Below are 26,979 nucleotides of genomic sequence, written 5' to 3'. Positions count from 1 at the left end.
CACACCGGAGCGGATGAGCAGAGAAAGATCAGTGAAGAAGGCAAAACCCGAGCCTGCACCCACACAGGAGAAATCGCAGCGCAATATCTTTCAGGAGTATTCTGAAGCTTTTGTGGTAGCGATCATTCTCGCGATTTTGATCAGAGCCCTGTTTGTTCAGGCATTCAAAATACCATCAGGCTCGATGGAGCCTACCCTGCTTATCGGCGATCACATTCTCGTCTGGAAGCTGAACTACGGAATTCGTATCCCGTTTACCAAGGCTCGATGGCCCCAGATCTCCCAGCCGAAGCGAGGCGATGTCATCGTCTTTGTGTATCCCGAGGACCGTACCAAAGACTTCATCAAGAGGGTTGTGGCCGTTGGAGGGGATGCCGTAGAAATCAAAAATAAGAAAGTCATCATCAACGGCAAGGAGACACCCGAGACCCACGCTCATTTTCGCGATAGCAACGTGTTGCCTGGTGAAAGGACCCCCCGAGATAATCTTCACCAATTCAGAGTTCCGGACGGCCACCTTTTCGTGATGGGCGACAACAGGGACTATAGCCACGACAGCCGGTTCTGGGGATTCGTTCCCCTCGATGACGTTAAGGGTGAGGCATTCTTGATCTATTATTCCGCCCAAGACCTCTCATCTATTCGATGGGGGCGGCTATTCAACGTAATTCGGTAAAACCCGCGATCATATGGTTTCTAAACATGAAAGGGCACGGCATGCCGTGCCCTTTCATGTTGGAATTAGGCGACTTTTCTGCCACGAATGCCATACGCTCTCGTTCCCAGGCTCCAGCCTGGGAATGTCTGTCGTCTAGGGCTCCAGCCCAGACATCTTGGGGTATTTACTTCAGAGCCTCTTAGCGGAGGCGGAGCCTCCCAGTACGCGTTCCCAGGCTGGAGCCTGGGAACGAGGGACCGAAACGCCTTCATACGAAGTGGCCTCCTCCGTCTCTCCGAAAACCGGGAGGTCGCTCACGGTCGAACCGTTGTAAAGAGCTTGCCGTTCCTCATCTTAACGATTCCCCGGTGAAAAAAGTCCTTCATTATTTGATCGTACATTGCCCGGTAATCTCCAGCGAAATAGAGATCAACGGTTTCCGGGAACCAGTAGGTCTTCATCAGCCGTTGAAAAAACGATTCCTCGTCGACCCCCTTGCGCATCATCAATGTGTAAACAATGATCTTCTTGAGCAGATTGTTTCCGATCTTCTTCGGATTTCCCATAAAACTGGTGAGCCGCGCTTTGGCTCGCTCAATCGCGCCAAGGAAGTCCCGGAACGGTCTGCCGTGCCCTGGATAAACCACCTCCACCTCAAGCTGTTCCAACTTTTGCAGCGATGCAAAAAGCTCGAAGCAAGCTCGGCTGCCTTCCACTCTGGCGGTGATTACGGCCATATCGTTTTCCCATAGGGTATCCGATGAGATCAGAACCTTTTCCGTCCGACTGTACAGGACTATTCCGTCCGAAGAATGGCCCGGCGCGTAAATTGCCTCGAACCGGTGCGGTCCGATCTCAATCGTCTCTCCGTGCTCAATCCCTCTGGTACACTTGAAGAAATCGGCATCCTGTTTGTAATATCGCCACCAGGTCGCCCAATCGTCCTGTGTGTCAATAAAATGTTTTCCGATGCTGTGCAGGGCGATATCACACCCCGACCTTTCCTGTATGATCTTGTTTCCCCCTATATGGTCGCAGTGACAATGAGTATTGACGATCAGGCCGACACTGGAGAGATCGACTCCCAGGTCTGTAATCAGTCTCTCCGTCCGATCGAAGTCCGCGACGTACGCGGTGTCGATCAATGCCGGCGCTTCAGATCGGTAAACAAAATGGTTCCCGTTGAGATAGCCTCTTTCTATGAAAAAGAGGCTGTTCATGATTTCCGTGACGGACATGACTACTCCGAATATTGACGCGCAGCAAACGAGAATTTCGGCAAGACCTCAGCCTCGTATCTTTATCGTCTCTATCTGTTCCCGTGTTTCGCGAGAATACCAAATATCTACAAATTCGAGGATGGAAGCCCTCTCGTTCTTTTTCATGGTCTCGGTGATCGGCCTTCGCAGAAGATGTTTTAGGCTTTGAAAAGCCCGGCCGCCACGACCGGCAAAGTCCTCGGCGACTCGCTTGGCATCTTCCAGAAGATTTTGCTCGGACGCGATTTGATGAATCACACCCAGGCCCAACGCCTCCTCAGCGCTGTACATGGAACCGCTCAAGAGGATGGACTCCGCTTTGCTTTGTCCGACACATGCCTTGAGCATTTCCACAGAGCCGGCAAAGATTGAAGAGCCGAACGTTATTTCGTTGAGCGAGATCTTTGCCTTTCCTGTGACCATTATCCTGTAATCACAGGCAGTGGCGATTATGCAGCCGCCGGCCATGGTGTGGCCGTTCAACGCGGCAACCACGGGCTTGGGGAACATAAAAAGATCGGTATAGAACTCGGTAAACTTGGTTAGATATGCGGTAAATTGATCCCTTGAGTGATCCATGAAGTGAGGAATGTCAAAACCGAACGAAAAGAATTTTCCCGCCCCTGTGAGGATCACGGTCTTTGCGCTCGGATTCGAGGCCAGTTCACGAAAAGAGCCCTGCAATTCATCGACTACCTCTTCGATGAGCGCATTAACCTTTCCACGGCTCAAAACAACGGTGGCAGTGTTGCTTTCCACCGAAACAGAAACGAATGCCATAATCCATCCTCCTATCTGTGCATAGTGGCCTTTTAGACGAGAGGTCTGCGCGAGATACGCTTAATGCCAGTCGATCGGGACGCAGGGTCTCCCCTCAAACTCCCCGATCTAATCCCGATCCACCGGTTCTTTGCAGTTGCGGCATCGTTTTGCGCCCCTAAACAGGGCATTACCGCAATGAGGGCAGTGATAGCGGATTTCTTCCTGTTCAACCCATTTTTCAGTGCCAAGCTCACGCCAGGTCGGGATGGCCCTCAGTATGACTTTCTTCCCCACAGGCACGGGAAAATTATCAATGAAGGCACAGGGGAAGTCACCACACTGGTGGCAGCTCTCATAATGCTTTTCATTGACACACGACCTGATTGCGCATTCCTCACAAAATTTGAAGCGCTTCTCAGAGAGGCATCCCTCGCAGGCTATATCATCGGGCGTGACTCCGTAAAAGCCGGCCAGTATTTCCTTGAATTTCGAGTTATTGTCGCGGTGCGCCATGAGAATACCGCACACACCGCAATACAGCCCGCACGGCGCCAACAAATCCTTATTTACCATGACTTCCTCCCACAGAAATGCTTGTTCCTCTGATCGAGGAACGGTATACGCGAACTCTTCGGAGCCCGATGGTACTTACTGACTGTACAGTCAATTTTCCACGTTAATTAGTCCCTTCTTTACCAAAGGGTTTCAAGAAGCCGGTTGCCGGCAAGCGAGCAACTTCAGGGCTTCCGCGGTCCTCTTAAACGATTCTGTGTCTTTGGATGCCTTGCACACCAGAAGCGCTCCTTCTATGGTGCATATCACGAGCCTGCTGAGCGCATCGCCGTCCGAGCCCTCCGGAACTTTTCCCAGGGCCTTCGCCTCATCGAACAGGTTGGTGAGCAAGGTGGCCCACCAATCGAAAAACCGATTCGCGGATTTTGCGAGGTCTTGGTTGCTGTCGCCCAGCTCCTGGGCGATGTTGCCGAAAAATCAGCCGGCACTGCAGCCGCGGGCAACATAGTAGGCGACGATTCCGTCTATCATAAGTTCAATTTTTCTCAGCGGGTCTGTCTCGTCCGCTATCAGGGTCTCGAAGAAGGGGACGTGTATGGACACGGCATATTCGATTGCCGCTTGAGCAACTTCTTCCTTGGATTTGAAGTAGAAATACAGATTTCCTCTTTTTACGCCCGATTCCCTGCAAATGTCATCAATGCTCGTTTTGCCGTATCCTTGTTTACGGAAGAGCCGCTGGGCCGTTTGTACTATTTTCCCCTTGGTGGATTCGCCTTTGGTTGCCAAGATTGCAGCTCCTAATAGGTTGACTAGTCAGTCTAGTATGGCCTGAACCAAAATCGCTGTCAATCTTTTTATATTCACAAACCTAATAGTTATGGATGGGGGCTTCACATAGGCCGATGTCAAAGGACCGTGGGGCAGGCTTTCCAGCCTGCCATTATTGGCATCTTAGGGCTGGCAGGCCGGAAGAAACTGTCTCAAAACTGACAACATCGCCGCGTTGTAGGTAGAGGCGGTTCGTGAACCGCCCGAAATCAGGGCGCTTCTCGTAGCGCCCCTACCCTGAAATCCCCCCATTTCAGGGTTCTGAGACAGTTTCTTATGCCCGTGGCTACTTTTGAGCTGCCCCTTCGGGGCATGGGAGACGCCGGGTGCCACGGACCTGGGCTCCGTCAGGTCCGTGCCGGCTTTCTTGGAAAACAGCAAGGATGTCCCCCGCACTGAACACCAAATTGAAGGGCGAGCCGATGGCACGGCAAAGCTGGGAGTCTTCCGAGTTGTCGTGGCGATAGAACCGGCAAGAAGCACGGACCTGGCTGGCAAGGTCCAGGTCCGTGGCACCCAATACAGAAGGCAGCGTTTGACAGAAAGGGCTACTATAGTTTTTCCCCGAATCTCTTCCTCAATGAGGTCGTTCCACGTGGCGGGACACCCGCAAATTAATCCGTGGTTAGTTTCGAGAACCACTATACAGCGGGTCTTTATTCCTCCAGAATTCGCTTTATTTCCAGGAACCGCAGCAACCCGGTTTTGGTGATCATGCCGGCCATTCGATCGCGGTCCATTACCAGAAGCCGCCCTGCCCCTTGTTGGGTCATCTTTTTCAATGCTTCCACGAGCGACGCATCAGGATCGATTTCAAGTCCGTCGCTCAGAGGGCTCATAACTTCCCGGACTGTCTTCGTTCCTCGCTCTTCCGGTGAGATGTCCTTTATGTCGCTCAGAGACACCAAGCCCACGGGCCGTCCGTCCTGAACCACCGGAAATCCGCCGTGACCGTATCTCAGGAAAAACTTGTCAATCAACTGGTCCAGGTGGAGGTCAGGCGCGGTGCTGACAACATTCTCGACCAGGACTTCCTTCACACGGACGCCTTCGAGGGACTGCTTCATCATGACTTCCTGATACCCCGCTGCAGCGACCCCTCTAAGAAACATTCCGATAAACAGCAACCAAAGGCCCCCGATCAACGCGCCCGTAAAAATCTGGATGCCCCCAAATATCATCAAAGCCCAGGCGAACCCTTTGCCAATGTCCGAGGCCCATTTGGTCGCTCGGGCTACCGATCCGGTCCTCCACCAAATGACCGCGCGGAGAATGCGCCCCCCGTCCAAAGGGTACCCCGGGACTAGATTGAATATTGCCAGCGCCAAATTGATCCAGGCCAAGTATTCGAAGACCGCGACGATAAGAGTCTGAGCATGGGCCTGCAAAGCACCTGCGATAGCCCAGAAAATCCCCGCAAGAGCAAAGCTGCTCAAAGGACCGGCAACCGCTATCTTCAGCTCGGTCACCGCACTGGTGGGCTCTTGTGAGAGACGCGCGATCCCCCCGAATATGAACAGGGTGATCTCCGGGATTTGTATTCCGGAGCGAACCGCGGTGAGAGAATGAGAAAGCTCATGGACGAGAATGCTTGAAAAGAATAATAAAGTTCCCACCAGTCCGGCGAACCAGTACAGTTGCGTGGCGTAGTTTGGATAGTAGAGTGGGAAGTAACCGGCGGAAAGGCTCCATAACACCAGCACGAACACGATAAGCCACGAGTAATCCACATTGATTTTTATGCCCGATATTTCGAACAGGTGCACCCGGCCGCGGATCACGCGCTTGCCCTCATCGGCTCCCTGAGTCCCCGGCGTTTCGGTCGTTTCACTCATCGTCCACCCCCTTTTTTTGGATGAAAAGGCCGCACATCTAAAATACAATGATTCAGTCTTTCACTTCAATTATAGGAGAACCACACAGAGTGACCGATCTGATCCACCGCACGGCAACAATGGATAAGGCGGTTTTCGTGGTGTCGTTGGACACCGAGCTGGGATGGGGGTCATTCGACAAAGGCGGACTTCGGCGCAACAGCGAATATTACATCCAGGAAAGGGACATCGTAAGAAGGCTCTTGGCATTGTTCGACACCCACAAAATCAATGCCACGTGGGCTATTGTGGGACATTTGTTCCTCGAGAGCTGCTCCGAAAGCGGACCTGACAATCACAATCACGTCTTGCAGCCCGCCTATAGCTGGTATCCAGATGGTTGGCTCAGCCATGATCCCTTCTCGAACCTGAACCAAGATCCTCTTTTTTACGCTCCAGACATCGTTGACAATATACTGGGTTCAAGGCAAGCACACGAGATCGCGTCTCATACCTTTACCCATGCTATTTTGGGTGATCCGGAATGTTCTCGGGAGGTCGCTCATTCGCAGTTAAGCGAATGCCAACGCCTTGCAAAAGCCGTTGGAACAGAGATGGTATCAATGGTTTTCCCCCGGAATTCGATAGGGCACCTGGACGTGCTGTCCGAACTGGGCTTCTGTAGTTTCCGCGGACAAGAGGCGAGATGGTACCGGAGCTTGGCCCTGGGGCAGCGAACCCGGAAACTGTGCCATTACCTCGATAGGATGACAGCTGTCTCGCCTCGATGCTACAAGGAATTATCTTGCTACAGAGTCAAGACACAGCGACAGTGGCTCTTTGATGTTCCGGCGTCGATGTTTTACGCGCCCTTTGGCGGATTATGGAATCTGGTGGGGCTGTCCAGACGAGTCCTGCAAGCAAAGAAGGGAATTGGCGAAGCAATACGAAGAAAGGCCCTGTTCCATCTCTGGTTCCATCCGTTTAACCTGGCCACTTCGCCATTGCTTCCGGAAGGTCTGGACGAGGTTCTCGGTTTTCTCGCGGGCCAGGTGAAAGCAGGGAACATTGAGTCACTTACTATGGGAGAGACAGCGAAATACATGAATCGGATTGTGGGAGAATGAGATGACTGCGCGCGACACGTGCACCCTCGCAATATTGACCTCACACGGGGCGGCAAACTACGCGCTGTTAAATTCACTCCAGGAAAATTACCCCATCAAGCTCATTGTCTTCGAGTCTCAGACCATTGGGCGGTTCAAGCTCCTCGGGCACAGGCTACGTAAGCTCGGCATCAAGACAGTCCTCGATCAAATGGTTTTTAAGGCCTTTGACGTTCTGTTCTTTCAAAAACAGGCGGCATTAAAAGCCGAGGAAATCCTGGGACCCGAGATCTCATTCAGAACAAACAACTTCGCAGATTCCCGGATAGTGAACGTAAGCTCCGTAAATTCTTCGGAGGTAAGGGGCCTGCTCCGGGCCGCGAAGGCCGACGTGGTGGTCGTCTCCGGAACGTCCATTCTTGATGTCGAGCTTCTGGCCATGCTAGGTTCCACCCCCACCCTCAACATCCACTGTGGAATCAATCCCCGTTACCGAGGGAACCACGGAGCTTTTTGGGCGGTGGTAAACGAAGACTGGGACAACGTAGGGACCACTGTGCATTTCGTCGATTCAGGAATCGACACCGGCGGGATCATTTTGCAAGATTCTATTGAACTGGACCGATGGGACAATCCGAGGACGATCGGCTTGAAGCAGTACGCAGTCGGAATTCGGCTTCTGTCAGAGTCGATTGCCCGAATTTGCTCAGGCGACACGCGTACCATCCGGAGAGACGATCTGGACAGTCGCCTGTACTCTTCACCCACCTTCACAGGCTATCTGAAGTTTCGCAAACGTCTGAAGGCTCATTTTACCGGCACATTTCCAGCTTAAAGGCGGACTCGTATCAAATAGCCCGCCCTGCGTCCGTATAACCGAATTCGTGTTTGACCGTCGCCCAAACTTCATCCTCCAAGGCTCTGACTCGCCGCCCATAGTCGTCAAGGTCGTCCTTGATCTTGACTATCACGTCTTCAGCTCCGTCATGCGTGGGGTAAGCGCCGCAGGCCCGTACAACGGTCCGGTACACGTCCGGGTTGTCGATGATCATGCACGGTGTCAGCAGGTTTTCCGAGTACGGCTGTTTGGAGCGTATTGTCGCAAAGAAGTCGCTGTGCAAAACTTCCGACAGGGTTTTCTCGTGGATCTTATCCACTGCAAAATGCGTGAAGACGCAGGGCTCCACATCACCGTTTGCGTTTATGTGAATATAATTTCGTCCACCGGCTATGCAGCCTCCAACATAGGGGGCATCGTTCCAAAAGTCAGCGATGAAGATAGGATATTTGGCCCTGAGAGCCGTGCCTCGCTGTCGGAGATATTCCCGCTGCTCCGGAGACGGCATGAGCGACACGTCCGGGTCCTTGCCCACGGGCATGAATAGGAAGAACCAGCAGACCATGACCCCCTTGTCCGCAAGGTGGGCAAAGAAGTCGTCACTTGTAAGCTTCTCCACATTCCGGCTTGTCACTGTGAGAGAGGTTCCGAACGGCACGCCTCGCTCCCTTAACCGGTCCATCGTGGCCATTACCTTTTTGAAAACTCCATTTCCTCGGCGCGCGTCGGTATCTTCTTCAAATCCCTCCAGGCTCATGATTGCGCCCGCGTTGCCCAGCCTGTAAAGCTCGTCGGCTACGGCATCGTTTATAAGAGTGCCGTTTGTATAAAACATGAAATACATGTCGTTGTACTTTTCTATCAGAGGGAACAGGTCGTCCTTGCGAGTAAGCGGTTCCCCCCCGCTGAGGACAATGAATAGAGCACCGATATCCCGCGCCTCACCCAGGAGACGGTCCATCAACTCGTAAGAGAGCCCTTTCTCCCTGACGTATTTCCCCGAATAGCAACCTGTGCACTGAAGATTGCACTGAGCGGTGGGACTGATCAGTATGGTGAATGGCGGCCCGAACCCTTCCCTCTTCTCGAAGTCCGCTCGGATGCTGGAACTCCGCAGCAGCCCATTGATGAAAAGGTTGCGAGCCACGGTCTTCAAGCAGTGGGGTGATAGTTGAGTCATCACTCTCTTGAACATGCGGGCAGCTTGGCCGTTTTCTCCCTCCCGCAGACTTTCAATGACCGCATCCACGGCCGCGTTGGCCTGGTCTCCCTGTATGAGCCTCGATGCCAGAATGCTAAGCTTCATGAACGTATCCGGAGACACATGCGTTAACAATCCTATCATGGTGTTGACCACCTGATCTCGGGTCATGTCTTTGACGCGTTCGACGAAATCCATGGGGCAACCTCCTGTAGATTTGTTTGTGCCGGTTCCAAGACTGCCAGGCAATTTTCGACCAGCCAAAGCTTTGTTTGAAGAGGTCCCCTGAGGGCTGAGTCGCGTAAATTCATTGCAAGCCAGGCTAGGCACAAGATTTGTTGGCACACGGGTACTCGGTGGGCCTCCTCAGTCCGTCTGTCCGCGAACGCTCTACGGGCGGAACGAATACCGATGCCGGTGATTGGAGATAGCTTGGTTCCGGGTTGAAGTTGACACGACACAGAGAGTGCACGCGGGCTGAAGTCGATCGGCCGAAAAATCTCGTGGAAAATCTTCCTTCGCCGATCAGAAATGTAGTACTGACAGGACGATCGTCCGGAATACATTTACCAAGAACAAAATTGGGCCAAATTCCACGAAACATGGCCGAAGACCCCCTTTTAAGATTTCCGGCCTTTGTTGCGAACCGCGACATATAGCTATAATAATTAGCGAACTAGGCAGTTTCCCGGCAGCAATTTCGTCAGAGCGGCAACAAGCCTACCGACTTTTTTCGCGTGGAGATTCTTGGCTGTTTCTGTCTTGTTTCTCGTTTGTCTGTTTTAATTATCACGGCTCTCGACCTCAATAGTCGAACCGTCAGATCCAGCCTCTTCCAAGAGACCGGACCCAGTCCAAAATGAGGGGTTCGGGCAATTGTTGTTTACCCAGGGCATCACTACGCTCCGGGTTTCATCAGTCGCCTCGGAATGAAGATCTGTTCCACCTCTTATGTACCAGAATAAGGGAAATGATCCAGCAATTCAAGGGCAATCTTGTAAGTGTTCAGTTATTAGCGGCGAAAGATTGTCATTGCGAGCGAAGCGAAGCAATCGCTGCTTTCAAGCGCTGAGATTGCTTCGTCGTTTCACTCCTCGCAATGACAGAGAATGGCAAATTCCCCCGCGTAACTGAATGCTTACGCAATCTCGATCGCTCGGTCCATACCGACGCAAGAGGGTATGTTTATTTCCAAGGAACCCGGTATGGCCTTCGGTCTTTTGAGGAGTTATAATCCCTCCTATTGATGCGTCGGAAAGGAGTCGAAATTGATTCTGGACACCTCTGAGTTGATTCTCCCGTTAGTCATTGCACTTTGTGGGGTGGTCTTTCTGGCAGTGCTGTTCGGACCATCACTTTTTGCCAGCTATCAAAATTGGAGGATAAGGAAGGGGCATAAGAGGTAGGGTTTATAGTAAGTCTCAGAAATTGTCTGATTTCCTGTGAAGATGTCTCTTGCGGTAATGTCTTGAAATCAGGTGATTTACTTGTAGTGGGTGCCACTGCTGGCTTGTCCAGCAGTGCATCCACCAAGAAATCCCGCGAAACGTTGGACTGGACAAGCCAGCAGTGGCACCCGAGCGACAATCTGCACCCGTTCAGGGACGGATGAAAAACGACAAAAATTTGACAATCGTTCTAGGTCGGGGGGATTCCGTGATCTTGGCTTAATCGCGTCCAAACCAGCGAGTCAGGTGGGGGCGTTGGCCGCCCCCGGGCCGCATCATTTCCTGAATGCCTCCGGGCCGGTTACATAGAGGTCGCCTCCGCGGGAATCGGTCGCAACTATCAGCGGTAGGTCTTCCACTACCAATCGCCTGACAGCCTCCGGGCCGAGTTCTTCCCAAGCAACTACCGTGGCCTCCTTTATCGTCTTCGAGATCAGCGCGCCGGTTCCACCGATGGCGGCAAAGTAAACTGCTCCCCATCGCATCATGGCCTGCTTCACTTCCTCCGAACGACGGCCTTTGCCTATCATACCTCTAAGCCCGTGCTCCATTAGCAAAGGAGCGTAAGCATCCATGCGGTAGCTGGTGGTTGGTCCGGCAGCGCCTATGGGTCTGCCCGGAGGCGCAGGCGTCGGTCCAACGTAATATATTACCTCTCCTTGAATCGAGAAGGGGAGCTGTTTGCCGGCTATAATCAGCTCGGTCATTCGTTTGTGGGCCGCGTCCCTGCCGGTGATGATTGTCCCTGAAAGAATCACACTATCGCCTGCGCGCAGTTCCCTTGCCACCGCCTCGTCAAGAGGAGCTGTCAGTTTCCTGGCTTCGCTTTTCACAGTTCTACCTCCGCGTGGCGGCACGAATGACACTGGATATTTACCGCGCATGGAATGCTTGCGATGTGGGTGGGGTAAGCATTCACATGCACAGCCAGAGCTGTGGTGCTTCCCCCCAACCCCATTGGGCCTATCCCAAGCTTGTTAATTCTCTCTAGCAGTTCCTTTTCCAGCCCATCCAGGACCTCGTCCGAGTTAGGAGTCCCCAGCGGGCGGAGAAGGGCTTTCTTCGCCATAAAGGCCGCTTTTTCAAAAGTACCCCCAAGGCCCACGCCTACCACAATCGGCGGACAAGGATTGCCACCGGATTCTTCGACCCTTTGGACAATGAAGTTCTTCACGCCATCAATTCCAGCCGACGGGGGAAACATCATGACCCGGCTCATGTTTTCCGATCCGAACCCTTTGGGCGCCAGCGTGATTTTGAACTTCTCTCCGGGCACCAACTCCGTATGTATGACCGCCGGGGTATTGTCCCCGGTATTCACGCGGCTAAGCGGATCGAGCACAGATTTTCGCAGGTTGCCGTCTCGGTATCCTTGTCGCACGCCTTCGTGAATTGCTTCGAGCAAACCTCCGCCTGAGAAATGCACCTCCTGGCCGATCTCCACAAAGACTACCGCCATGCCGGTGTCTTGGCACAAGGGAATTTTCTCGGTCCTCGCTATGCGCGCATTCTCGATGATTCTGCTCAGTATTTCCCGGCCGGTCACCGACTCCTCAGTCACCTGGTACCTCTCGAGGGCCTGAATTACATCGTCGCCCAGGATGGTGCACGCGTCCATGGCCAAACGCCTGACCGCGGCCGTAACATCTTCAACTTTTATTGTTTTCATGTTTCCTGACCGAATAAATGGGTTGAAAGTTATGAGGATAATCTCTCAAAAGACAATTTTCAAACCATTTCTTGAGATGGCCATAACCGGTCAGCCTAGCGACGCAAAAAACGCGCGGCAAATGTGTCATTGCGACCCCGCTGAAACGCGGGGGAAGCAATCTTTCGCTTTAGGCGCTTAGATTCCTTCGTCACCTCACTACTCGCGGTGACCGAGAACCGACGGTGACCTCGCCTCGTCTGTTATCTGTGACGTTTAATGAAGATTTCCACCAATCCTAATCCTCCGTTAGCGCGGATGACCGAGACTGCCGGAAGAATCAAATGAAGATGACGAAAGGGCAGCCCTTAATGGTCGCCCTTTCGGCAAACCTGCCGACGAGAAGGCTCCGGACGAGGACAAAGGCAAATGACCACCCGGCGCAACACCAATACAGCAAGCGACTCCCAAGTATGATAATGGATGGTAAGCAGTTCCCTTCACCGGAATGGCCTGGAGGAATTGAAAGAATGCGGCTGCACCGCGGCAACTTGACGGGAAGAGGTGATTCGCGTGAAATACCAGATGATCGAAATGAAAAAGAGGAAAAGAATCGCTCTTGTGGCTCACGACAATAAAAAGCGCGACCTCATTGAATGGGCCAAATTCAACCATGACCTGCTGGCGGAACATGAGCTGTATGCCACAGGTACCACCGGCGCGGTTTTAGAAAAATCCCTCGGGGTCGAAATCATCAAACTGCAAAGCGGACCCCTTGGCGGTGATCAGCAAATCGGTGCAAAGATTGCCGAAGGCCAGATCGACTTTGTCATTTTCTTCTGGGACCCTCTTGAACCGCAGCCGCACGATCCGGATGTAAAGGCGCTCCTGAGGATCGCAGTGGTATGGAACATTCCCGTGGCGTGCAACAGGTCGTCTGCTGATTTCATGATCTCGTCGTCCCTCATGTCGTCGGAATATGAACGTCTCTTACCTGACTACGAGAGCTACAGAGATTGGCTTCGGAAAGACCGGTATGGGTAAATGCGTCCTGATACCAATGCGCGTTCAACGAAGTGACATTAGGAATGGCCGGCAGGGACGCCGGCCGCTACCATAATGCGGTGGCGGTCCCGCGGCACGCGGGATGCCCGCCATCTTCACTTGTACGAAAGGGCATTGGTATGAGGTGCCAGAGCCCGTTTGGTGGGAATTGGCGCAGGCCTCACCTCCATTCCGGGGAAGCTGGCGTAAAAAGTCAGGGTGGAGAGCAATGCAGTCTGTCCGCCCTGAGGTGCTTTTAGTTTCACAGCCCGGGAACCCTATTATTTAATCCCCAGGTTTTTAAGGTCCTCGTCCGCCAGGAGCTTGGATACAGGATAGAAGCCGTCCTTGATCACGACTTGCTGTCCCTCTTTCGAGAGCACAAACTTGATGAATTGACCCATGACAGGATTCAGCGCATCCGCTGGTTTCTTATTGAAATAGATGTACAGGAATCGAGCAAGCGGATAGTCTCCCGCGTATGCATTCTCGGCAGTTGCTTCGACACATTTCCCTTCAGCGGCGCCCAAAGGCACGATCTTCACATCGGCTGTGGCGTAACCGACACCGGAATAGCCTATTGCGTACTTATCTGAGGCTATACCTTGGACCACGGCTGAGGACCCGGGTTGTTCTTTGACACCGTCCTTGTAATCTCCTCCAAACAAGGCCACGTCCTTGAAATAGCCATAGGTCCCTGAAGCGGAATTACGGCCGTATAAAGAGATGGGTTTGCCTGCCCATTCGCCGGTAAGACCTAGATCGCCCCAAGTCTTTATGTCTTTCGGAAAGCCGCCCTTGCGCGTCTTGGAAAAAATAGCGTCAAGTTGCTTCAAGCTGAGGCATTTGATCGGATTGTCTTTATGGACAAAAACGGCCAAAGAATCGACTGCGGTGCGGACGACCGAAGGCTTGTACCCATATTTCTTCTCGAAGGCTTGGATCTCGGATGCTTTGATCTCGCGAGACATAGGTCCGAATTGAGCGGTTCCCTCGATCAAGGCCGGCGGAGCGGTGGAGGAGCCTTTACCTTCGATCTCGATCTTTACGCCCGGATACTTGGATCTGAAACCTTCCGACCAAAGGGTCATAAGGTTGTTCAAGGTGTCGGAGCCCACGGACTTTATATTTCCGGACACGCCGCTGACGGTCTGGTAAGACTGGAGTTCAGGATCAACTTGAACTGCGAAAGCACTGCCGGCAACTAGTAGACCGGCTAGTACGGGAATTAGCGCAATCTTCTTAAACATTTTTCTCCTCCTCCGTATGTTTGATTCGAGTGTTCCCTTACGGGGCCGCTCATCAAAATGGATCTCCATTGTTAGAAAGCCGTAAGGGCAAGAATAGAAAATCGTGAGTTTCCAGGTGGCAAAGTTTCATGCACACCAGATGTCAGCCTTTCTCGTGGGAAACAGAATTGGATCGCGGGGGACTAATATCAATGCGCGGTCCAACAGGCGATATTGGCTCAAGTCCGCGGCCGCGGGTCTCCGAAGTGAAGGCAGGCTGCGCTGCCCGTAGCGGAGCAATTCTGCCGCGGCCGGCAACGCATCGGCTTCGCAAAGTTACGCATCTGAAAACGTTCTGCTATAAGTTGTTGGCAATCTTGTGCGTCTTCGAGGTAACCATGGAAAACCAAGGGAAGTCCCCCGCGGCCACGTCGGCTTACAAAGAGGTTCTGGACTTGCTGGACCGTCATGGGCTTCTCACCGAGCGTCTCCCCTATTCCCCCGCGTTGCTGGAAGAAGCGGTTTTCTTCGCATATAAGATGAGGCTTATTACCCAAGGGAAAGTTAAGAGTTACCTCGGCCTGGATAGGGCCGCCTTGAAGGAAATGATCAATGAGTGGAACAAAGGAGACGAGGGAAACTGTACATGCCGCATGGCCCGCAACCCATTTGCGGATGACAGTTGAACGCAATCTGCGTCCTCGTGCAAACACTGTCCATTCACACTCTCTTGCCTCAGCCTCATAGGATCAATTCAAACTTCTGCTCTTGGATCTGCTGGCCCCATTGATTCACGTCATGCTCCTCTAGGAGCCGGAACCCCTCCAATTCGTACAAAGACCGCGCGGAATCCAGACCTTTGAACGTCCACAAGAATACCTTGCGATGACCGGCAGCGATGCAGAATTCAACGGCTTTTTTGATAAGCTGACGCCCCACCCCTCGGCCTTGAAGAACGGGCTCCACGATAAACCAGCGAAGCCGGGCCCCTTCAGTCTCCGACAAGTCCCCGTCGATAGCCACAGCTCCGGCAAGGCCATTTTCCGACTTTGCGACCCAAAGCCCGTCCCGAGATTCATTGAACCGGCTCATAAACTCTGCCAGTTCCCTGGCAACCTGAATCTCGAAAGAAAGATCAAATCCCCAGTTTTCATGGTAATAAGTCGCGTGAAGTTCGGTTATGCGTCCTAACACACCCGGATAGTACTCTGTGAATTCCACGTGTTTTGTTCCCGTGTTCGACACCCTTCGTCCCCCATGAAATCAAGCAGCCCACGACAGCGCTCCGCAAGATCGCTTTCCCCCTTGGTTCACCGTCCATATTTATTAAGCAGGGTCATGAGGTTACGACCGGCAGGGGATACTGTGCCTTTGCTTTTGAAGAAGACATCAATAATGGAAACCTCCGAACCATAATAGCTTTCGTTGGCCTCCCAATCCGCTTCAATAACGCTACCTTTGACCGAAACGCCCACAAAGATTCCTTGGGCCCGTGAGTAAGAAAGAATGCCCGAGGATAAGCCGATGTCCGTAGCCGCGGAAGCGTCTCTCCCAACCGGTCCCGCCGCGATGGAAGCGTCTGCTCCGATGGTAAACTTGTCCTTGAAGAGGCTTCTGAGGCTCACGTCACTCATTATCAACAAAACCAGATCCGTGGATTGAACCCCTATCTGCCAGCCAAAGCTCCCTCCTACGAGCCTTATGAAGGCCGGAGGGCCCCATTTTCCCGTCGAGGGGTTCCTTCGGAGCACCACGCCTTTGCCGTAATGGCCGCCGACTCCAAGGCCGGCCTTCAGCAGAGACGGGAAAACAATAATACCTTGGCTTCGCTTCAAAAGGTCGCTAGGTATGCCGGCATCCGGGGCTTCCATCATATCTTTTATAACATGGCCTGCATCCGAAAGGCGGTTTTCCATTGCCAGAGGTTGAGCTGAACCGACGCCATAATCCGATAGTACGAGAACGCCGGCCCAGAGGATTATCAAACAAGTTCTTATCATTCCGGATCCTTCCTCTTTTACTGCCTCAACCCACCATTCGCAATTGCGCGGCAAACCGGTGCCGGTCGCGCGCCTCTGCTCATATCATATTAAGAATTTGATAAGCCGATTTTGTTTCAATGCTGCAATGACAACTTAGGTCGCGGTATTTCCAACGAGCTAGGGCCGATCCTCTTGGGGCCTTTTTCCTGCCTCATACTTTTCCAGCTTGTAACGAAGGGTTCCGCGCGGAATGCCCAGTAATTTGGCCGCCTGTGAAATGTTTCCCCCTGCAAGCTGCATTGCCTTTTCGATGAGCCGGGAAGTGAATTCCTCCACTTTTTGGTCCAGATTGACTCCTTCCGGCGGAATGCTGAAATCGTGTGGGTACGGGTGAGTCTCTGTCTCATGAGAGTTGTTGGTCAATTCTTTAGGAAGATGGTCCGCTTGTAGCATATCGGCATCGTGCATGATGCAAATCCGTTCGATCACGTGGCGCAACTCACGAACATTGCCGGGCCATGCGTACCTGAGTAGCAGCTGTTGTGCTTCTACGGTAATTCCATTGAACGTCCGAGCAAACTTGCGGGAATATTCCGATAGAAAATACTTTGAGAGTGCCATCACATCCTCGGGCCGCTCCCTCAAAGGTGGTAAATGAATCGGCACAATATGAAGGCGATAGAAAAGATCTTCCCGAAAACGCTTTATCCTAATGGCTTCTCTCAGGTCCTGATTGGTGGCGGCAATGATTCTTAGGTCTATCTCATGCAAGTGGGTCCCGCCCAACCTTCGGACTTTCTTGTCCTCCAAAACCCGCAGAAGCTTCGCTTGCAGGCCAAGATTCATTTCACCCAACTCATCCAAAAGAATCGTTCCGCCGTTTGCAGCTTCAAAAAGTCCTATTTTTCTGCCCTTGGCTCCGGTAAACGCCCCGCTCTCATAACCAAAGAGTTCACTTTCCAAGAGGTTTTCAGGCAGAGTGGCACAGTTGATCTCAAGAAACGGCCGATTCGCTCGAGGGCTCAGATTGTGAATGGTTCGCGCAATCAGGTCCTTTCCGGTTCCTGTTTCTCCGGTGATCAAGACCGTGGCCTCAGCATGTTTGGCCACCTCCCGCACCTGCTTCAGCACCTCGTCGAAAGCCCGACTTTCTGAAATGAGCGCGCGATCTCCCAGGAGCCCTTCATGCTGCTTCTTCAGGACCCGAACTTCTCGCTTGAGTCCCTGTGCTTCCAAAGCCAACTTGACAATAAGCTTGATTACATCGGCCTTGAAAGGTTTCTTGATGTAGTCGTAAGCTCCCAACTTCAAGGCTTCCACCGCAGATTCCACAGAAGCGTAACCCGTCATGACGATGACGAAGAGATCAGGCTCCATTTCCTTTATAGTTCTAAGGACATCCAGGCCTGGAATGTCCGGCAGTTTCAAGTCGAGAAAAACCAGATCAATAGCCTCTTCTCGTAGGGCACTCAGCGCAGCTTTACCGTGTTGCACGGTCACAGTGCCATAGTGCTCCTCCTGGAGAATCCTCTCCAGGTTTTCGCAAATAAACGATTCATCATCTACGATAAGGATCTTTTCCATTCAATTCACCCATTGGAAGTCAAGGCATGACCGCGCGCGAATTCCCGGCCGCCGGCCCACTCATTGCCTCCTGCTCTTTCGAGGGCTCCTGCGCTGTGGGTAGGTCCACCTGGAAGGTTGTGCCCTTGCCCAGTTCGCTGGAAACGGAGATCCGGCCTTTGTGCTCCTGGACAATGCCGTGCACGATGGCCAATCCCAGTCCGCATCCTGACGGGCTGCGGGTAAAAAAGGGATCGAAAATATAAGGAATGTCCTCAGGCGCTATCCCTGTTCCCGTGTCGCTCACAATAATACGCACAGCAGGCCCTGAAAGAAGGGATTCGAGCGCGGGCACTTCCTTTACTTCGACAGTGAGATCTCCGCCTTCGGGCATCGCCTGAACGGCATTGAGAAGAAGGTTCAACAGGGCCTGCTGCAACTTGTCGGCATCCAGGTGAAGCAGGGGAAGAGATTCATCCGCGTGCCCGTTCAATGTGACTTTGTGGTTCCTGCAAAGCTTTCTCAGGAGAAACAGGGTCTTGTGCAACACATCTCCCAGGGGACGAACCTCCAGATTCACCTGCCGCGAAGGGGCGGCAAAATCCAACAGGCCATTGATCAGATTCTCCAGCCTGTCGATCTCTTGGAGCGATCGCCGCACGAGGTCCCTAGCCTGGGAACCGTCCGGAAGATGATCGTGCACGTCGTCCATTAGCAGAGAGAGGCCTGTGAGAGGATTTCGCATCTCGTGGGCGATTCCTGCCGCCAGAACACCCAGACTCACCAGCCTATCCGAACGTCTAATATGCTCTTCCATATGCTTGCGCTGTGTGACGTCCTGAATAAAGATCAGAAAGATGCTCTGGTGAGGCTTTTGCGGCTCGATTCTCGAGAAGTGAACTTCCAGGACAGTTTCCTTGCCGTCCTGACGAACGGAAAGTTTCTCCAGGGCACCCGGCACACACTCCGGGGAATCCAGGCAACGGTCGATCAGGTCAATCCAATCCGGAAACGCCCCGAACACGTCTCTGTAGTGGTTGCCCAGAGCGTCTTCAGGGCGTATTTTGAACACCGCTTCGCTGTATGGATTGAACCAGGTGACGCATCCGGACTCGTCGAGTGTGATGATTCCGCTCGTCATAGAAGTGACGATCGACTTAATAAAATTCCGTTCCGCAACCAGTTTGCTGTGCAGCTCAGAGCGTTCAATGGCACGAGCCGCGTCGTTGGCTACGATCTCCAGTGATTCGATCTCAACGTCCCTGATCTCCCTGGAACTTGTATTCGTGTCCGCGCCGAGGACTCCAATGACCCGATCACGGCTCTTGATAGGCGTGAACACGAAGCAATCCGTTTCTGCGGCTTCTCCGATGTCGAGGTCGATGGGAGTCGTCCTCGGATCAGTGCGGACATCCTTGACCAAGAGGGTTTCCCCAAAACGAAAAGCCTTGGTAGGTATGCAATCGTGGCGATCAATATCGTATGAAGAGCCCATTACTCCGGCTTCGTGTTCGGGTGAGAATCCGAAAGTCTGGTGGCAAGTGAGACGTCGGGTATCTTGTTCGTACAGATACAGGACGGCCCGATCATACCCCAAACCCTCCACGCACGTTTTGAGCACTGTTTGGAGCACCAGTTCTCGGTCATACGCCGTGGTCAGGTATTGGCTAAGGTAATGCACGTTTTTCAGGACTTTCAATTGCGTTTCCAGTTGACGACTGTATCCTTCCACGGATTTCTTGGAATCCGCGAGTTCAGCGAATGATTTATCGAGACTCTCCCGGTGCCGGCGTATCTCCGTGGCCATGTCATCAAAATTTCGGCCCAGCAGCTCCAATTCGTCTCCGGTTTGAACCGCCACGTAGTAGGGAATATGTCCCTCGGCTATTTGCCGCGCTTTGCGCGCGAGATACATGATAGGTTGCGTGAATCTCCGCGCCAGAACGGTCCCCAAGAGAATAACGGCCAGAGCTGTGATCCCCAGGATTATCAAGGTATTCAGTTTCGTCTGAGCAACTATGTCATCGATCTTGGCGCTTGCCATCAAAGCAGGTTCGGCGAACTTGGCCGTCTGAACTCCGATGGTCATTCCTCCAAAGACGCCGTGCCTGTTGTACGGGATCCGGTCATAGAAGATCGGAGCGTAAGCCATGACACGCGGAATTCCGCCCACGTTATAGGTGCTGACCACTCCCGACCGTCCTGCTCGCACTTCTCGTGCCATATTGGAATAGTTGGGATTAATGAAGTCCACATGATCCAGGTTGAAAGGCACTTCACCGGCTAAAAGCTTCTCCCGCGTGTATGATGGAGCCGTAGGATCACATTCGCTGCCATCGGGGTAGATCCCGCGAATGTCGTAGAACTTCGGATGAGCGATGATCCAACCCTCGTCATCGAACATGAACGCGTAGTTGCCGCTGGAATAGCTGGGAAAGACCACGAATCGCTCGTCAGTAGGAAGAATGTGCAGCGTCAACTCCATCAGATGGCGATGGTCGAGTGACACCATTACAATGCCTTCAAATTTGCCGGTTTCCGTGAAACAAGGAGTTGCTATTCTGACCACTCCCTCAAATTTTTTCCCTTCTAATGCCTCCTCGACACTGCCCGCCCCCTGGAGTTGTTCGTCACGGGAGACGAACCAGCCGGTTACATGAGAGACATAGAGGTCGCCCTTCTTGAGCTTCCTTGTCTCCTGAAAGTATTTCTCGGATTTGTACGTCGTGTTTTCGGGTTTGCTCACGTCGCGTAATTCTGCCGCCTCCGCGATGCGATCTTCCGTGATGCGGATCTCCTCCATTCCGCCAGGGCCGATGAAAACGATTTCCCGATAGAGGGGTATTTCCTTGTGAACCTCGACCGGGTCCTCGTTGGTTCCCTCTCGCGCCCATATGGTTTTGCGGTGATTGAGCGAGAAACGCCCGTAGATTTCAGCCGTTCGCGGGAGCATGGCAAGGGTGAATAGGTCCCCTTCACAGGAATGGAGCAACTGGGTCACTCGATCAGCCAGTTCTACCGCTCGCAGTTCCAAAGATTCCTTTGCCCGCTTTTCCATTTGCAGCGTAGTGTTGTCAATGGCCCCTTGGCCGATTGCTCGCAAATTCCAGAGGGTACTGACACCCAGCGCACACAGAGGAATAATGGACACTATAAGGAATACCAGCACGAATTTCTTAACAATGGAAAAGCGGGGTAACATTTATTTCAATCTCCCGTCATGCCCAATTCGCCTAATGCGCTGATAACTCCCGTGTTCCTAACAGGGTCTGGAATCAAGCAGATTGCGGCCCGGATGGTCGGTCCGGAGGCATCGTATCTTCGCTCGTCCGCCCCCGTACGGACACTCCGCGGAAAGTCTTTGCAAGAGTAAGCCCAAAAAGTAGGTTTACGAAGGAATGTTTCTAACAAGAAGCAGAGTCTCCGAGTACAAGCCACGGAACCAGCACGCAATAATGTGCGAATTAGTCGTCGAGATACTTACGTAGCGCAGTTTTCATCCGGTCCTGCAATGAAAATCAGACGGTCCCTCATCGGGCACAGCCCTCACTTGCTAAGTCAGTGGCACTCTGTCTCTTCATAGTCCTCGAATGCCGCGTACCAGGGACCTGTTCCAGCAGCCCGTGCTGCTGAATCAATTGGCACATCCCTGAACAAAGAATTGCATCAGTTTGTCCTTAGCATCCGGGCAGTGGATAGTCAACGTCAGGCCACTGGCCGGCAATGTCACGTGCCATCGAAAACGGCTAAATTCGGCCACTGGCCGGCGAACTTTCGCCACCCCTCAATCACGTCATCTGGCGGTCCAACTGTCACAAGAGCAAGCTGGATTTTACCGTAATTGGCGAATCCTGGCCACTCTCGGGACACGACGAATGGTATGCCAAGGTAATACCGGCAGGCGTCATCCTTGCTTTCGCAAAGCGTTCACGTCCTAAACACTGCCCTCCCCGGCACTGATTGACTACCCGCGTCTGCCGGCAGAAATCATGTGGCACTCTTGTTGCTAACAGGAAGCGCAAGGGGCAAGTTCGCTCTCCCCCACCCTTTATGACTGGCTGACACTGAAAGGGGAGCGTTTTGGATTGTTCCTGAGCTTTGTGAGGACAAGTTGAAGTCAATTGCCGCGACGCAGAGCACTTTTTTTCTTGACAGCTTGGAATCCTTCCATCTAAGTTCGGAATACTGTACCTTTTTCCATAGCCTTTATAACCTTCGCAGGAATCAAGGATTGATCAAATGAAAAAAATGAACATTTGTCTCTTCGTGGCGTTGGCCTTAGCCTTGGTGGCCTCGGGCCCGGTGTTTTCGGCAGACCCCCCGATCAAGGTCGGAGTCGTTCTTCCTCTAACCGGCGAGCAGGCCAAGTTTGGAGAGATAGAGAAAAACTCGTTCCTGATGTGCCTGGAGGAGGTCAATAAAGCAGGCGGAATAAAGGGCAGACCTATTGAACTTATTATTGAGGACGATACCGGCAAGCCGGATGTCGGCCGGTCTGCGGTGGAGAAATTGATCTCCCGGGATAACGTCGTGATGGTGACGGGCGGATACTCTTCTTCAGTGACCTATGCCGTCTGTGCCGTGGCACAGCAGCGCAAAGTGCCCTTCCTGGTCACTACAGGCTCCGCCGATGACATAACCGAGAAGGGGTGGGACTATGTGTTCCGCATCAACCCCCCGGTCAGCGAGTACCCCAAGGCATTGGAGACCTTTCTGAAAGAGGTGGCCAAACCGCAAACCGTGGTCATTCTCCATGAGAATACATTATTCGGGCAATCCGGCTCGAAAGAGTTCGTAAAGTTGTGTGAAGCCATGGGGGTAAAGGTTCTCATGAAAGAGGGCTACGAACATGGCGCTATAGACTTCAAACCCCTATTGGTCAAGGCAAAAGCAGCCAAGCCGGATTTTGTTTACATGATATCGTACATCATGGACGCGGCGCTCTTGATGCGCCAGTCGAAGGAACTGGATTTTAACCCCAAGATGTTCGTTGGCGGGGCCGCGGGCTTCACTCTCCCGGAATTCGTCAAGAACGCGGCCGAAGCCGCTCAATACGTTTTCTCGGCTGACCTGTGGACCCCTAATGTCCCGTATAAAGGGGCCAGAGAATACTTTGACAATTACGTCAAAAAATTCGGTCAACCCACCGAATATCACGGCGCGGAGGCTTACGCGTCCCTGCAAGTGGTGGCTGATGTTCTGAAGCGGGCAAAAGACACGACCCCAGCAGCAATTCGAGAGGCGCTCTTGACCACGGACATGATGACCGTCTTCGGCCCGGTCAAATTTGTATCCTACGGCAAAAAGAAGCAGCAGAATTCTCTTCCGACTTACTTGGTGCAATGGCAGAAGGGAGTGCTCGAGACCGTGTGGCCCAAGGATTTGGCGACCAAGCCCTATGTGTTCCCGGTGCCTGAGTGGACGAAAAGATAGGTGTTTATCATGGCCGCCGCCAGGCCGCCGAGGCCCCTTTTCGCTCTGCGGCCCGCAGGCGGCATGAGCCTGTCACTCTGGCGGATCTTGAGTTGGGCCCGTCCCTATTTGTCTTGATACGTGAAGCCGGGTTGGACAGGTGAACGATCTCACCGCCGTTCGCTGCAATATCGTCGCGATTACCGAAAAACATTGGTCTGACTAGCCCCCGCAAGGGGAATGGCCCCACCCTAAATGGCGATGGTCTGGAACGAGATGGACGTCTTTCTGCAAACGCTGGTAGCAGGAATTTTAAAAGGTGGGCTCTATGCCCTCATAGGGATAGGCATGACCCTGATCATGGGGGTCATGGGGATCATAAACTTAGCGCATGGTCAGTTGATGATGGTGGCCATGTATGTGACGTATGTCTTTTTTCATTACATGGGCTTTGATCCCTACTTCACCCTGCTGATCAGCATGCCCTCCCTTTTTATGCTTGGAATATTCATACAGAAATTCCTGCTAAATCCCCTGATAAGGGTCGAATCCATCCTGCCGGAAAACCAGGTGCTGATGACGGTGGGTATAGGGATGGTTCTCACTGAGATCATCCGATTTATTTTCACGTCGAATTATCTGTCGGTACAGACATGGTATTCGACAGCCGCAGTTTTTGTGGGCGGCGTCTCGTTTTCCGTGGCCCTATGTATTGCTTTCTTGTTCGCGTGCGTCCTGACGGTCTCACTATTTTGGTTTCTTCTGAAGACCGACCTCGGCCGTTCCATCAGGGCGGTAGCCCAAGACCCTGAAGCCGCCCAATTAATGGGGATCGATGCCGACCGTATCAAAGTCATAACCATGGGACTCGGTTCAGCCCTGGTGGCCGCCGCGGGAAACTTGTTATTGCCGGTTTATTATTTGTTCCCTGATATCGGCGGGCCGTTCACCCGAAAGGCATTCGTGATCACCATTCTGGGAGGCCTAGGCTCAACGGTGGGTGCAATTTTCGGTGGTGTCACCCTGGGGCTTGCCGAGGCATTTGGAGCTACCTACATCGGGATGGATTACGAGGACATGATCGGCCTGATCATGTTTATTCTTGTGCTCTTGTTCATTCCCGGCGGATTCAAGCGCTGGACCAAGGTTTAAGGTTTCATGAAAGACCATTACGGCCCTCTAATCGTCTTGGCGATCCTGATTGCGTTCCCATGGGTGGTAAGCGATCCATACTACCAGCATCTCATGATACTGGTTCTCATATGGGTTGCCATTGGATCAGGTTGGAACCTTATTGCAGGGTACACGGGCCAAGTGTCCTTCGGAGACGCTGCGTTTTTTGGTACTGGAGCGTACACGGCAGCCCTCTTGGCACACAAGCTGGACATATCGGCATGGTGGGGGCTTCCTCTGGGCGGCCTCGCAGCGGTAGTTGTGGCGTTTCCTTTCGGTTGGATATGCTTTCGGTTGAGGGGAGCCTATTTCGCCCTGGCAACCCTGGCCTTGAACGAAGTCATGCGGCACATCGCGACTATTTGGGAGTCGCTGACAGAAGGAATGGTAGGCATCTTGGTGATGCAGACCTTCGTGTCCAAGGTCCCTTACTATTACATTGCGCTGGCCATAGCCGTCTTGTCTCTCGTGACTATACAAGTGGTGGTGCACTCCCGCTGGGGGTACTATTTTGTGTCCATACGCGAAGATCAGGACGCGGCCGAGAGCATGGGCATAAACACTCACTATTACAAGATGGTTTCTTTGAGTCTGGCCGCTTACCTGACGGGTTTAGCCGGGTCGCTTTACACGAACTATATGGGATTCATCGACCCGAAGGTGGTTTTCTCCCTCCATGACATCTCGATCATGGCCATCCTGGTCGGAATCGTGGGAGGCGTGAGCACGGTGTACGGACCCGCGGTCGGGGCTTTCATTATGGTTGCTGTATCGGAGATATTCAGGACTGGCGGCTTCGGCCTGCTGGACAGCCTAACAAAGGCGACGGGGTCACCGGTACTGGCAGTCATCACCAAATATGTCAGAGAAGCTCACGTGTTGAGCTTCGGTTTGCTGGTGGTATTTGTCATACTGTTCCTACCGAACGGTGTGGTTGGAGACTGGCCTAAGATGAAGAAGGCCCTCACTTTTTGGAAACGATCAGCAGATTGAGGGTGAATATGGCCTACTTTGAAACCAAGAACGTGGTCAAATTTTTCGGAGGACTTGCCGCTGTCAACGGCGTGAGTTTCAAGGTGGAGAAGGGGCAGATCTATGGCTTGATCGGCCCGAACGGCTCCGGAAAAACCACCATTTTTAACCTCATTAATGCATATTTTCCGTTGACCAAAGGCGAGATACTTTTTGAAGGTGAAAAGATTTCGGGCCTGAAAACCTACCAGATTTGCCAGAAAGGCGTAGGCCGAACTTTTCAGGTGGTAAAGCCTCTCAAGAGGATGACCGTGCTCGACAATGTGGTGGCTTCAGCTTTTCTAAGGACGCGAACAAAAGCCGAGGCCGTCCGGCTTGCTGAAGAGACTATCGAATTTTGCGAACTGACTCCCCTTAAAGACAAGCTGGCCAAGAGCCTGCCAATTGCCTCCCGAAAGAGGCTGGAAATCACCCGAGCGCTCGCGACCAAGCCTAAGCTGCTGCTGCTCGACGAGACGGCCGCAGGGCTGAATCCGTCTGAAGTGGAACAAGCCATCGAGCTTATCAAGAAAATCCGGGACTCCGGCGTGACCATCGTTATCGTTGAACACATCATGAGGGTCATTATGACGATCTCCGACAGAATTCTGGCCATTAATCACGGAATGGTCATCGCTGAAGGCACTCCGGCCGAAGTCGCCGCTGATAGTGAAGTCATTGCGGCCTATCTGGGAGAAGACTACCGTGCTTAAGGTCGAACACATAGATGTGTTCTACGGTGATTTGCAGGTCCTGTGGGATGTCTCCTTCGAGGTGCGGCAGGGAGAAATAGTTGTGTTGCTTGGAGCCAACGGCGCCGGCAAATCCACTACCCTCAAAACCGTATCATCTCTCCTGAAACCCTTGAAAGGGACCGTGACTTTTGAAGGGACCCGTTTGGACGAGTTGCCCGCTCACAAGATCATCCAATACGGATTGGCGCACGTTCCTGAGGCCAGGCGGCTTTTTTCGGACATGACCGTGGAGGAAAACCTGATTGTGGGAGCGTTGACCGGTGAAGCAAAGGCCAAGCGAAAACAGACCATGTCTTGGGTTTACGAATTATTTCCCCGACTGGCAGAGAGAAAGAGGCAGCCAGCCGGCACTCTGTCAGGCGGGGAGCAGCAAATGGCCGCGATCGGCCGCGGGTTAATGTCTTTGCCGAAATTGCTTATGTTCGATGAGCCTTCATTGGGACTGGCGCCGATCCTGGTTTCAGACATTTTTAGGATCGTGAAACGAATCAACAAAGAAGGCGTAACGATCCTTCTTGTGGAGCAGAACGTGAAGCATACCCTCGGCATGTGTAATCGTGCATACGTGCTCGAGAATGGGCGCATCACACTGTCAGGCACAGGTCAGGAGTTCCTCAACAACGACCACGTTAAAGAAGCTTACCTGGGCATATGACGGAACTCACTTCTTAATCTGGCCGACAAATTCTATCCGTCGACTTTGAACCACTCCAAAGAGTCGCTCTCGTAGCC

Annotated in this window: 24 protein-coding genes; 10 read left to right on the top strand and 14 right to left on the bottom strand. The window is 52.8% G+C overall.

The window, feature by feature from the left end:
- The first annotated feature begins 13 nt into the window (after nucleotides 1-13).
- Complete coding sequence (gene lepB, locus HY913_23935; GenBank protein MBI4966351.1) at nucleotides 14-676, top strand: signal peptidase I; 663 nt, start codon at nucleotides 14-16, stop codon at nucleotides 674-676.
- Between the two features lie 296 nt (nucleotides 677-972).
- On the opposite strand, the gene HY913_23930 is transcribed toward lepB, so the two are convergent.
- The 6 genes from HY913_23930 to HY913_23905 all read right to left on the bottom strand — a co-directional run bounded on the left by HY913_23930 (nucleotide 973) and on the right by HY913_23905 (nucleotide 5,858).
- Nucleotides 973-1,896, bottom strand: coding sequence for an MBL fold metallo-hydrolase (locus HY913_23930; protein MBI4966350.1), 924 nt, complete (start codon nucleotides 1,894-1,896; stop codon nucleotides 973-975).
- A gap of 48 nt (nucleotides 1,897-1,944) precedes the next feature.
- Nucleotides 1,945-2,697: an enoyl-CoA hydratase/isomerase family protein gene (locus HY913_23925; protein ID MBI4966349.1), complete on the bottom strand. Its 753-nt coding sequence runs from the start codon at nucleotides 2,695-2,697 to the stop codon at nucleotides 1,945-1,947.
- Nucleotides 2,698-2,805: 108 nt separating this feature from the next.
- Nucleotides 2,806-3,252, bottom strand: a complete 447-nt coding sequence (locus HY913_23920; protein ID MBI4966348.1) for a DUF3795 domain-containing protein — start codon at nucleotides 3,250-3,252, stop codon at nucleotides 2,806-2,808.
- Between the two features lie 132 nt (nucleotides 3,253-3,384).
- A complete protein-coding gene (locus HY913_23915) occupies nucleotides 3,385-3,657 on the bottom strand; it encodes a hypothetical protein (protein ID MBI4966347.1) in 273 nt (90 codons plus the stop codon).
- A 12-nt stretch (nucleotides 3,658-3,669) separates the two neighbouring features.
- Nucleotides 3,670-3,981, bottom strand: coding sequence for a TetR/AcrR family transcriptional regulator (locus tag HY913_23910; protein ID MBI4966346.1), 312 nt, complete (start codon nucleotides 3,979-3,981; stop codon nucleotides 3,670-3,672).
- Nucleotides 3,982-4,679: 698 nt separating this feature from the next.
- Nucleotides 4,680-5,858 carry a site-2 protease family protein gene (locus tag HY913_23905; GenBank protein ID MBI4966345.1) on the bottom strand — a complete coding sequence of 393 codons (1,179 nt, stop codon included), beginning with the start codon at nucleotides 5,856-5,858 and terminating at the stop codon, nucleotides 4,680-4,682.
- A gap of 89 nt (nucleotides 5,859-5,947) precedes the next feature.
- Here HY913_23905 and HY913_23900 point away from each other — a divergent pair, with 89 nt between their 5' ends.
- Together HY913_23900 and HY913_23895 are read left to right on the top strand one after the other, a co-directional pair.
- A complete protein-coding gene (locus HY913_23900; GenBank protein ID MBI4966344.1) occupies nucleotides 5,948-6,964 on the top strand; it encodes a polysaccharide deacetylase family protein in 1,017 nt (338 codons plus the stop codon).
- 1 nt (nucleotide 6,965) lies between these two features.
- On the top strand, nucleotides 6,966-7,778 hold the full coding sequence (locus HY913_23895) for a hypothetical protein (GenBank protein MBI4966343.1): 813 nt from the start codon (nucleotides 6,966-6,968) through the stop codon (nucleotides 7,776-7,778).
- A 13-nt stretch (nucleotides 7,779-7,791) separates the two neighbouring features.
- Here HY913_23895 and HY913_23890 read toward each other — a convergent pair whose 3' ends face one another.
- The 3 genes from HY913_23890 to HY913_23880 form a co-directional block, all read right to left on the bottom strand.
- Nucleotides 7,792-9,180 (bottom strand): radical SAM protein, encoded by a 1,389-nt coding sequence (locus HY913_23890; GenBank protein ID MBI4966342.1) that lies wholly within the window; start codon nucleotides 9,178-9,180, stop codon nucleotides 7,792-7,794.
- Between the two features lie 1,525 nt (nucleotides 9,181-10,705).
- Nucleotides 10,706-11,314 carry a Fe-S-containing hydro-lyase gene (locus HY913_23885; GenBank protein MBI4966341.1) on the bottom strand — a complete coding sequence of 203 codons (609 nt, stop codon included), beginning with the start codon at nucleotides 11,312-11,314 and terminating at the stop codon, nucleotides 10,706-10,708.
- Entirely contained in the window at nucleotides 11,260-12,099 is an 840-nt protein-coding gene (locus tag HY913_23880) for a fumarate hydratase (protein ID MBI4966340.1), read from the bottom strand. Before HY913_23880 ends, HY913_23885 begins: the two co-directional genes overlap by 55 nt.
- Before the next feature lie 564 nt (nucleotides 12,100-12,663).
- On the opposite strand from HY913_23880, the gene HY913_23875 reads away from it, so the two are divergent.
- Nucleotides 12,664-13,122: a methylglyoxal synthase gene (locus HY913_23875; protein MBI4966339.1), complete on the top strand. Its 459-nt coding sequence runs from the start codon at nucleotides 12,664-12,666 to the stop codon at nucleotides 13,120-13,122.
- Between the two features lie 281 nt (nucleotides 13,123-13,403).
- On the opposite strand, the gene HY913_23870 is transcribed toward HY913_23875, so the two are convergent.
- A complete protein-coding gene (locus HY913_23870; GenBank protein ID MBI4966338.1) occupies nucleotides 13,404-14,372 on the bottom strand; it encodes a phosphate ABC transporter substrate-binding protein in 969 nt (322 codons plus the stop codon).
- Nucleotides 14,373-14,749: 377 nt separating this feature from the next.
- Here HY913_23870 and HY913_23865 point away from each other — a divergent pair, with 377 nt between their 5' ends.
- Nucleotides 14,750-15,037, top strand: a complete 288-nt coding sequence (locus tag HY913_23865; protein ID MBI4966337.1) for a hypothetical protein — start codon at nucleotides 14,750-14,752, stop codon at nucleotides 15,035-15,037.
- 55 nt (nucleotides 15,038-15,092) lie between these two features.
- On the opposite strand, the gene HY913_23860 is transcribed toward HY913_23865, so the two are convergent.
- The 4 genes from HY913_23860 to HY913_23845 all read right to left on the bottom strand — a co-directional run bounded on the left by HY913_23860 (nucleotide 15,093) and on the right by HY913_23845 (nucleotide 21,098).
- A complete protein-coding gene (locus HY913_23860; protein MBI4966336.1) occupies nucleotides 15,093-15,596 on the bottom strand; it encodes a GNAT family N-acetyltransferase in 504 nt (167 codons plus the stop codon).
- Nucleotides 15,597-15,661: 65 nt separating this feature from the next.
- Nucleotides 15,662-16,351 (bottom strand): lipid-binding SYLF domain-containing protein, encoded by a 690-nt coding sequence (locus HY913_23855; GenBank protein ID MBI4966335.1) that lies wholly within the window; start codon nucleotides 16,349-16,351, stop codon nucleotides 15,662-15,664.
- A 159-nt stretch (nucleotides 16,352-16,510) separates the two neighbouring features.
- Nucleotides 16,511-17,917 carry a sigma-54-dependent Fis family transcriptional regulator gene (locus HY913_23850; GenBank protein ID MBI4966334.1) on the bottom strand — a complete coding sequence of 469 codons (1,407 nt, stop codon included), beginning with the start codon at nucleotides 17,915-17,917 and terminating at the stop codon, nucleotides 16,511-16,513.
- Nucleotides 17,918-17,936: 19 nt separating this feature from the next.
- Nucleotides 17,937-21,098, bottom strand: coding sequence for a GAF domain-containing protein (locus tag HY913_23845; GenBank protein ID MBI4966333.1), 3,162 nt, complete (start codon nucleotides 21,096-21,098; stop codon nucleotides 17,937-17,939).
- A gap of 1,037 nt (nucleotides 21,099-22,135) precedes the next feature.
- Between HY913_23845 and HY913_23840 the strand changes: the two genes are divergently transcribed.
- From HY913_23840 to HY913_23820, 5 genes are all read left to right on the top strand, one after another.
- Nucleotides 22,136-23,329, top strand: coding sequence for an ABC transporter substrate-binding protein (locus HY913_23840; protein MBI4966332.1), 1,194 nt, complete (start codon nucleotides 22,136-22,138; stop codon nucleotides 23,327-23,329).
- A 255-nt stretch (nucleotides 23,330-23,584) separates the two neighbouring features.
- Nucleotides 23,585-24,460 (top strand): branched-chain amino acid ABC transporter permease, encoded by an 876-nt coding sequence (locus tag HY913_23835; protein MBI4966331.1) that lies wholly within the window; start codon nucleotides 23,585-23,587, stop codon nucleotides 24,458-24,460.
- Between the two features lie 6 nt (nucleotides 24,461-24,466).
- Nucleotides 24,467-25,474, top strand: a complete 1,008-nt coding sequence (locus HY913_23830) for a branched-chain amino acid ABC transporter permease (protein ID MBI4966330.1) — start codon at nucleotides 24,467-24,469, stop codon at nucleotides 25,472-25,474.
- A gap of 8 nt (nucleotides 25,475-25,482) precedes the next feature.
- Nucleotides 25,483-26,205 carry an ABC transporter ATP-binding protein gene (locus HY913_23825; protein MBI4966329.1) on the top strand — a complete coding sequence of 241 codons (723 nt, stop codon included), beginning with the start codon at nucleotides 25,483-25,485 and terminating at the stop codon, nucleotides 26,203-26,205.
- On the top strand, nucleotides 26,198-26,902 hold the full coding sequence (locus HY913_23820; protein ID MBI4966328.1) for an ABC transporter ATP-binding protein: 705 nt from the start codon (nucleotides 26,198-26,200) through the stop codon (nucleotides 26,900-26,902). The genes HY913_23825 and HY913_23820 overlap by 8 nt, the downstream gene beginning before the upstream one ends.
- Nucleotides 26,903-26,979: the final 77 nt, after the last annotated feature.

It is taken from the genome of Desulfomonile tiedjei, from assembly GCA_016212925.1.
In the GTDB taxonomy this organism is placed as follows: Bacteria; Desulfobacterota; Desulfomonilia; order Desulfomonilales; family Desulfomonilaceae; genus JACRDF01.
This window is presented reverse-complemented; position numbering and strand designations above follow the sequence as displayed.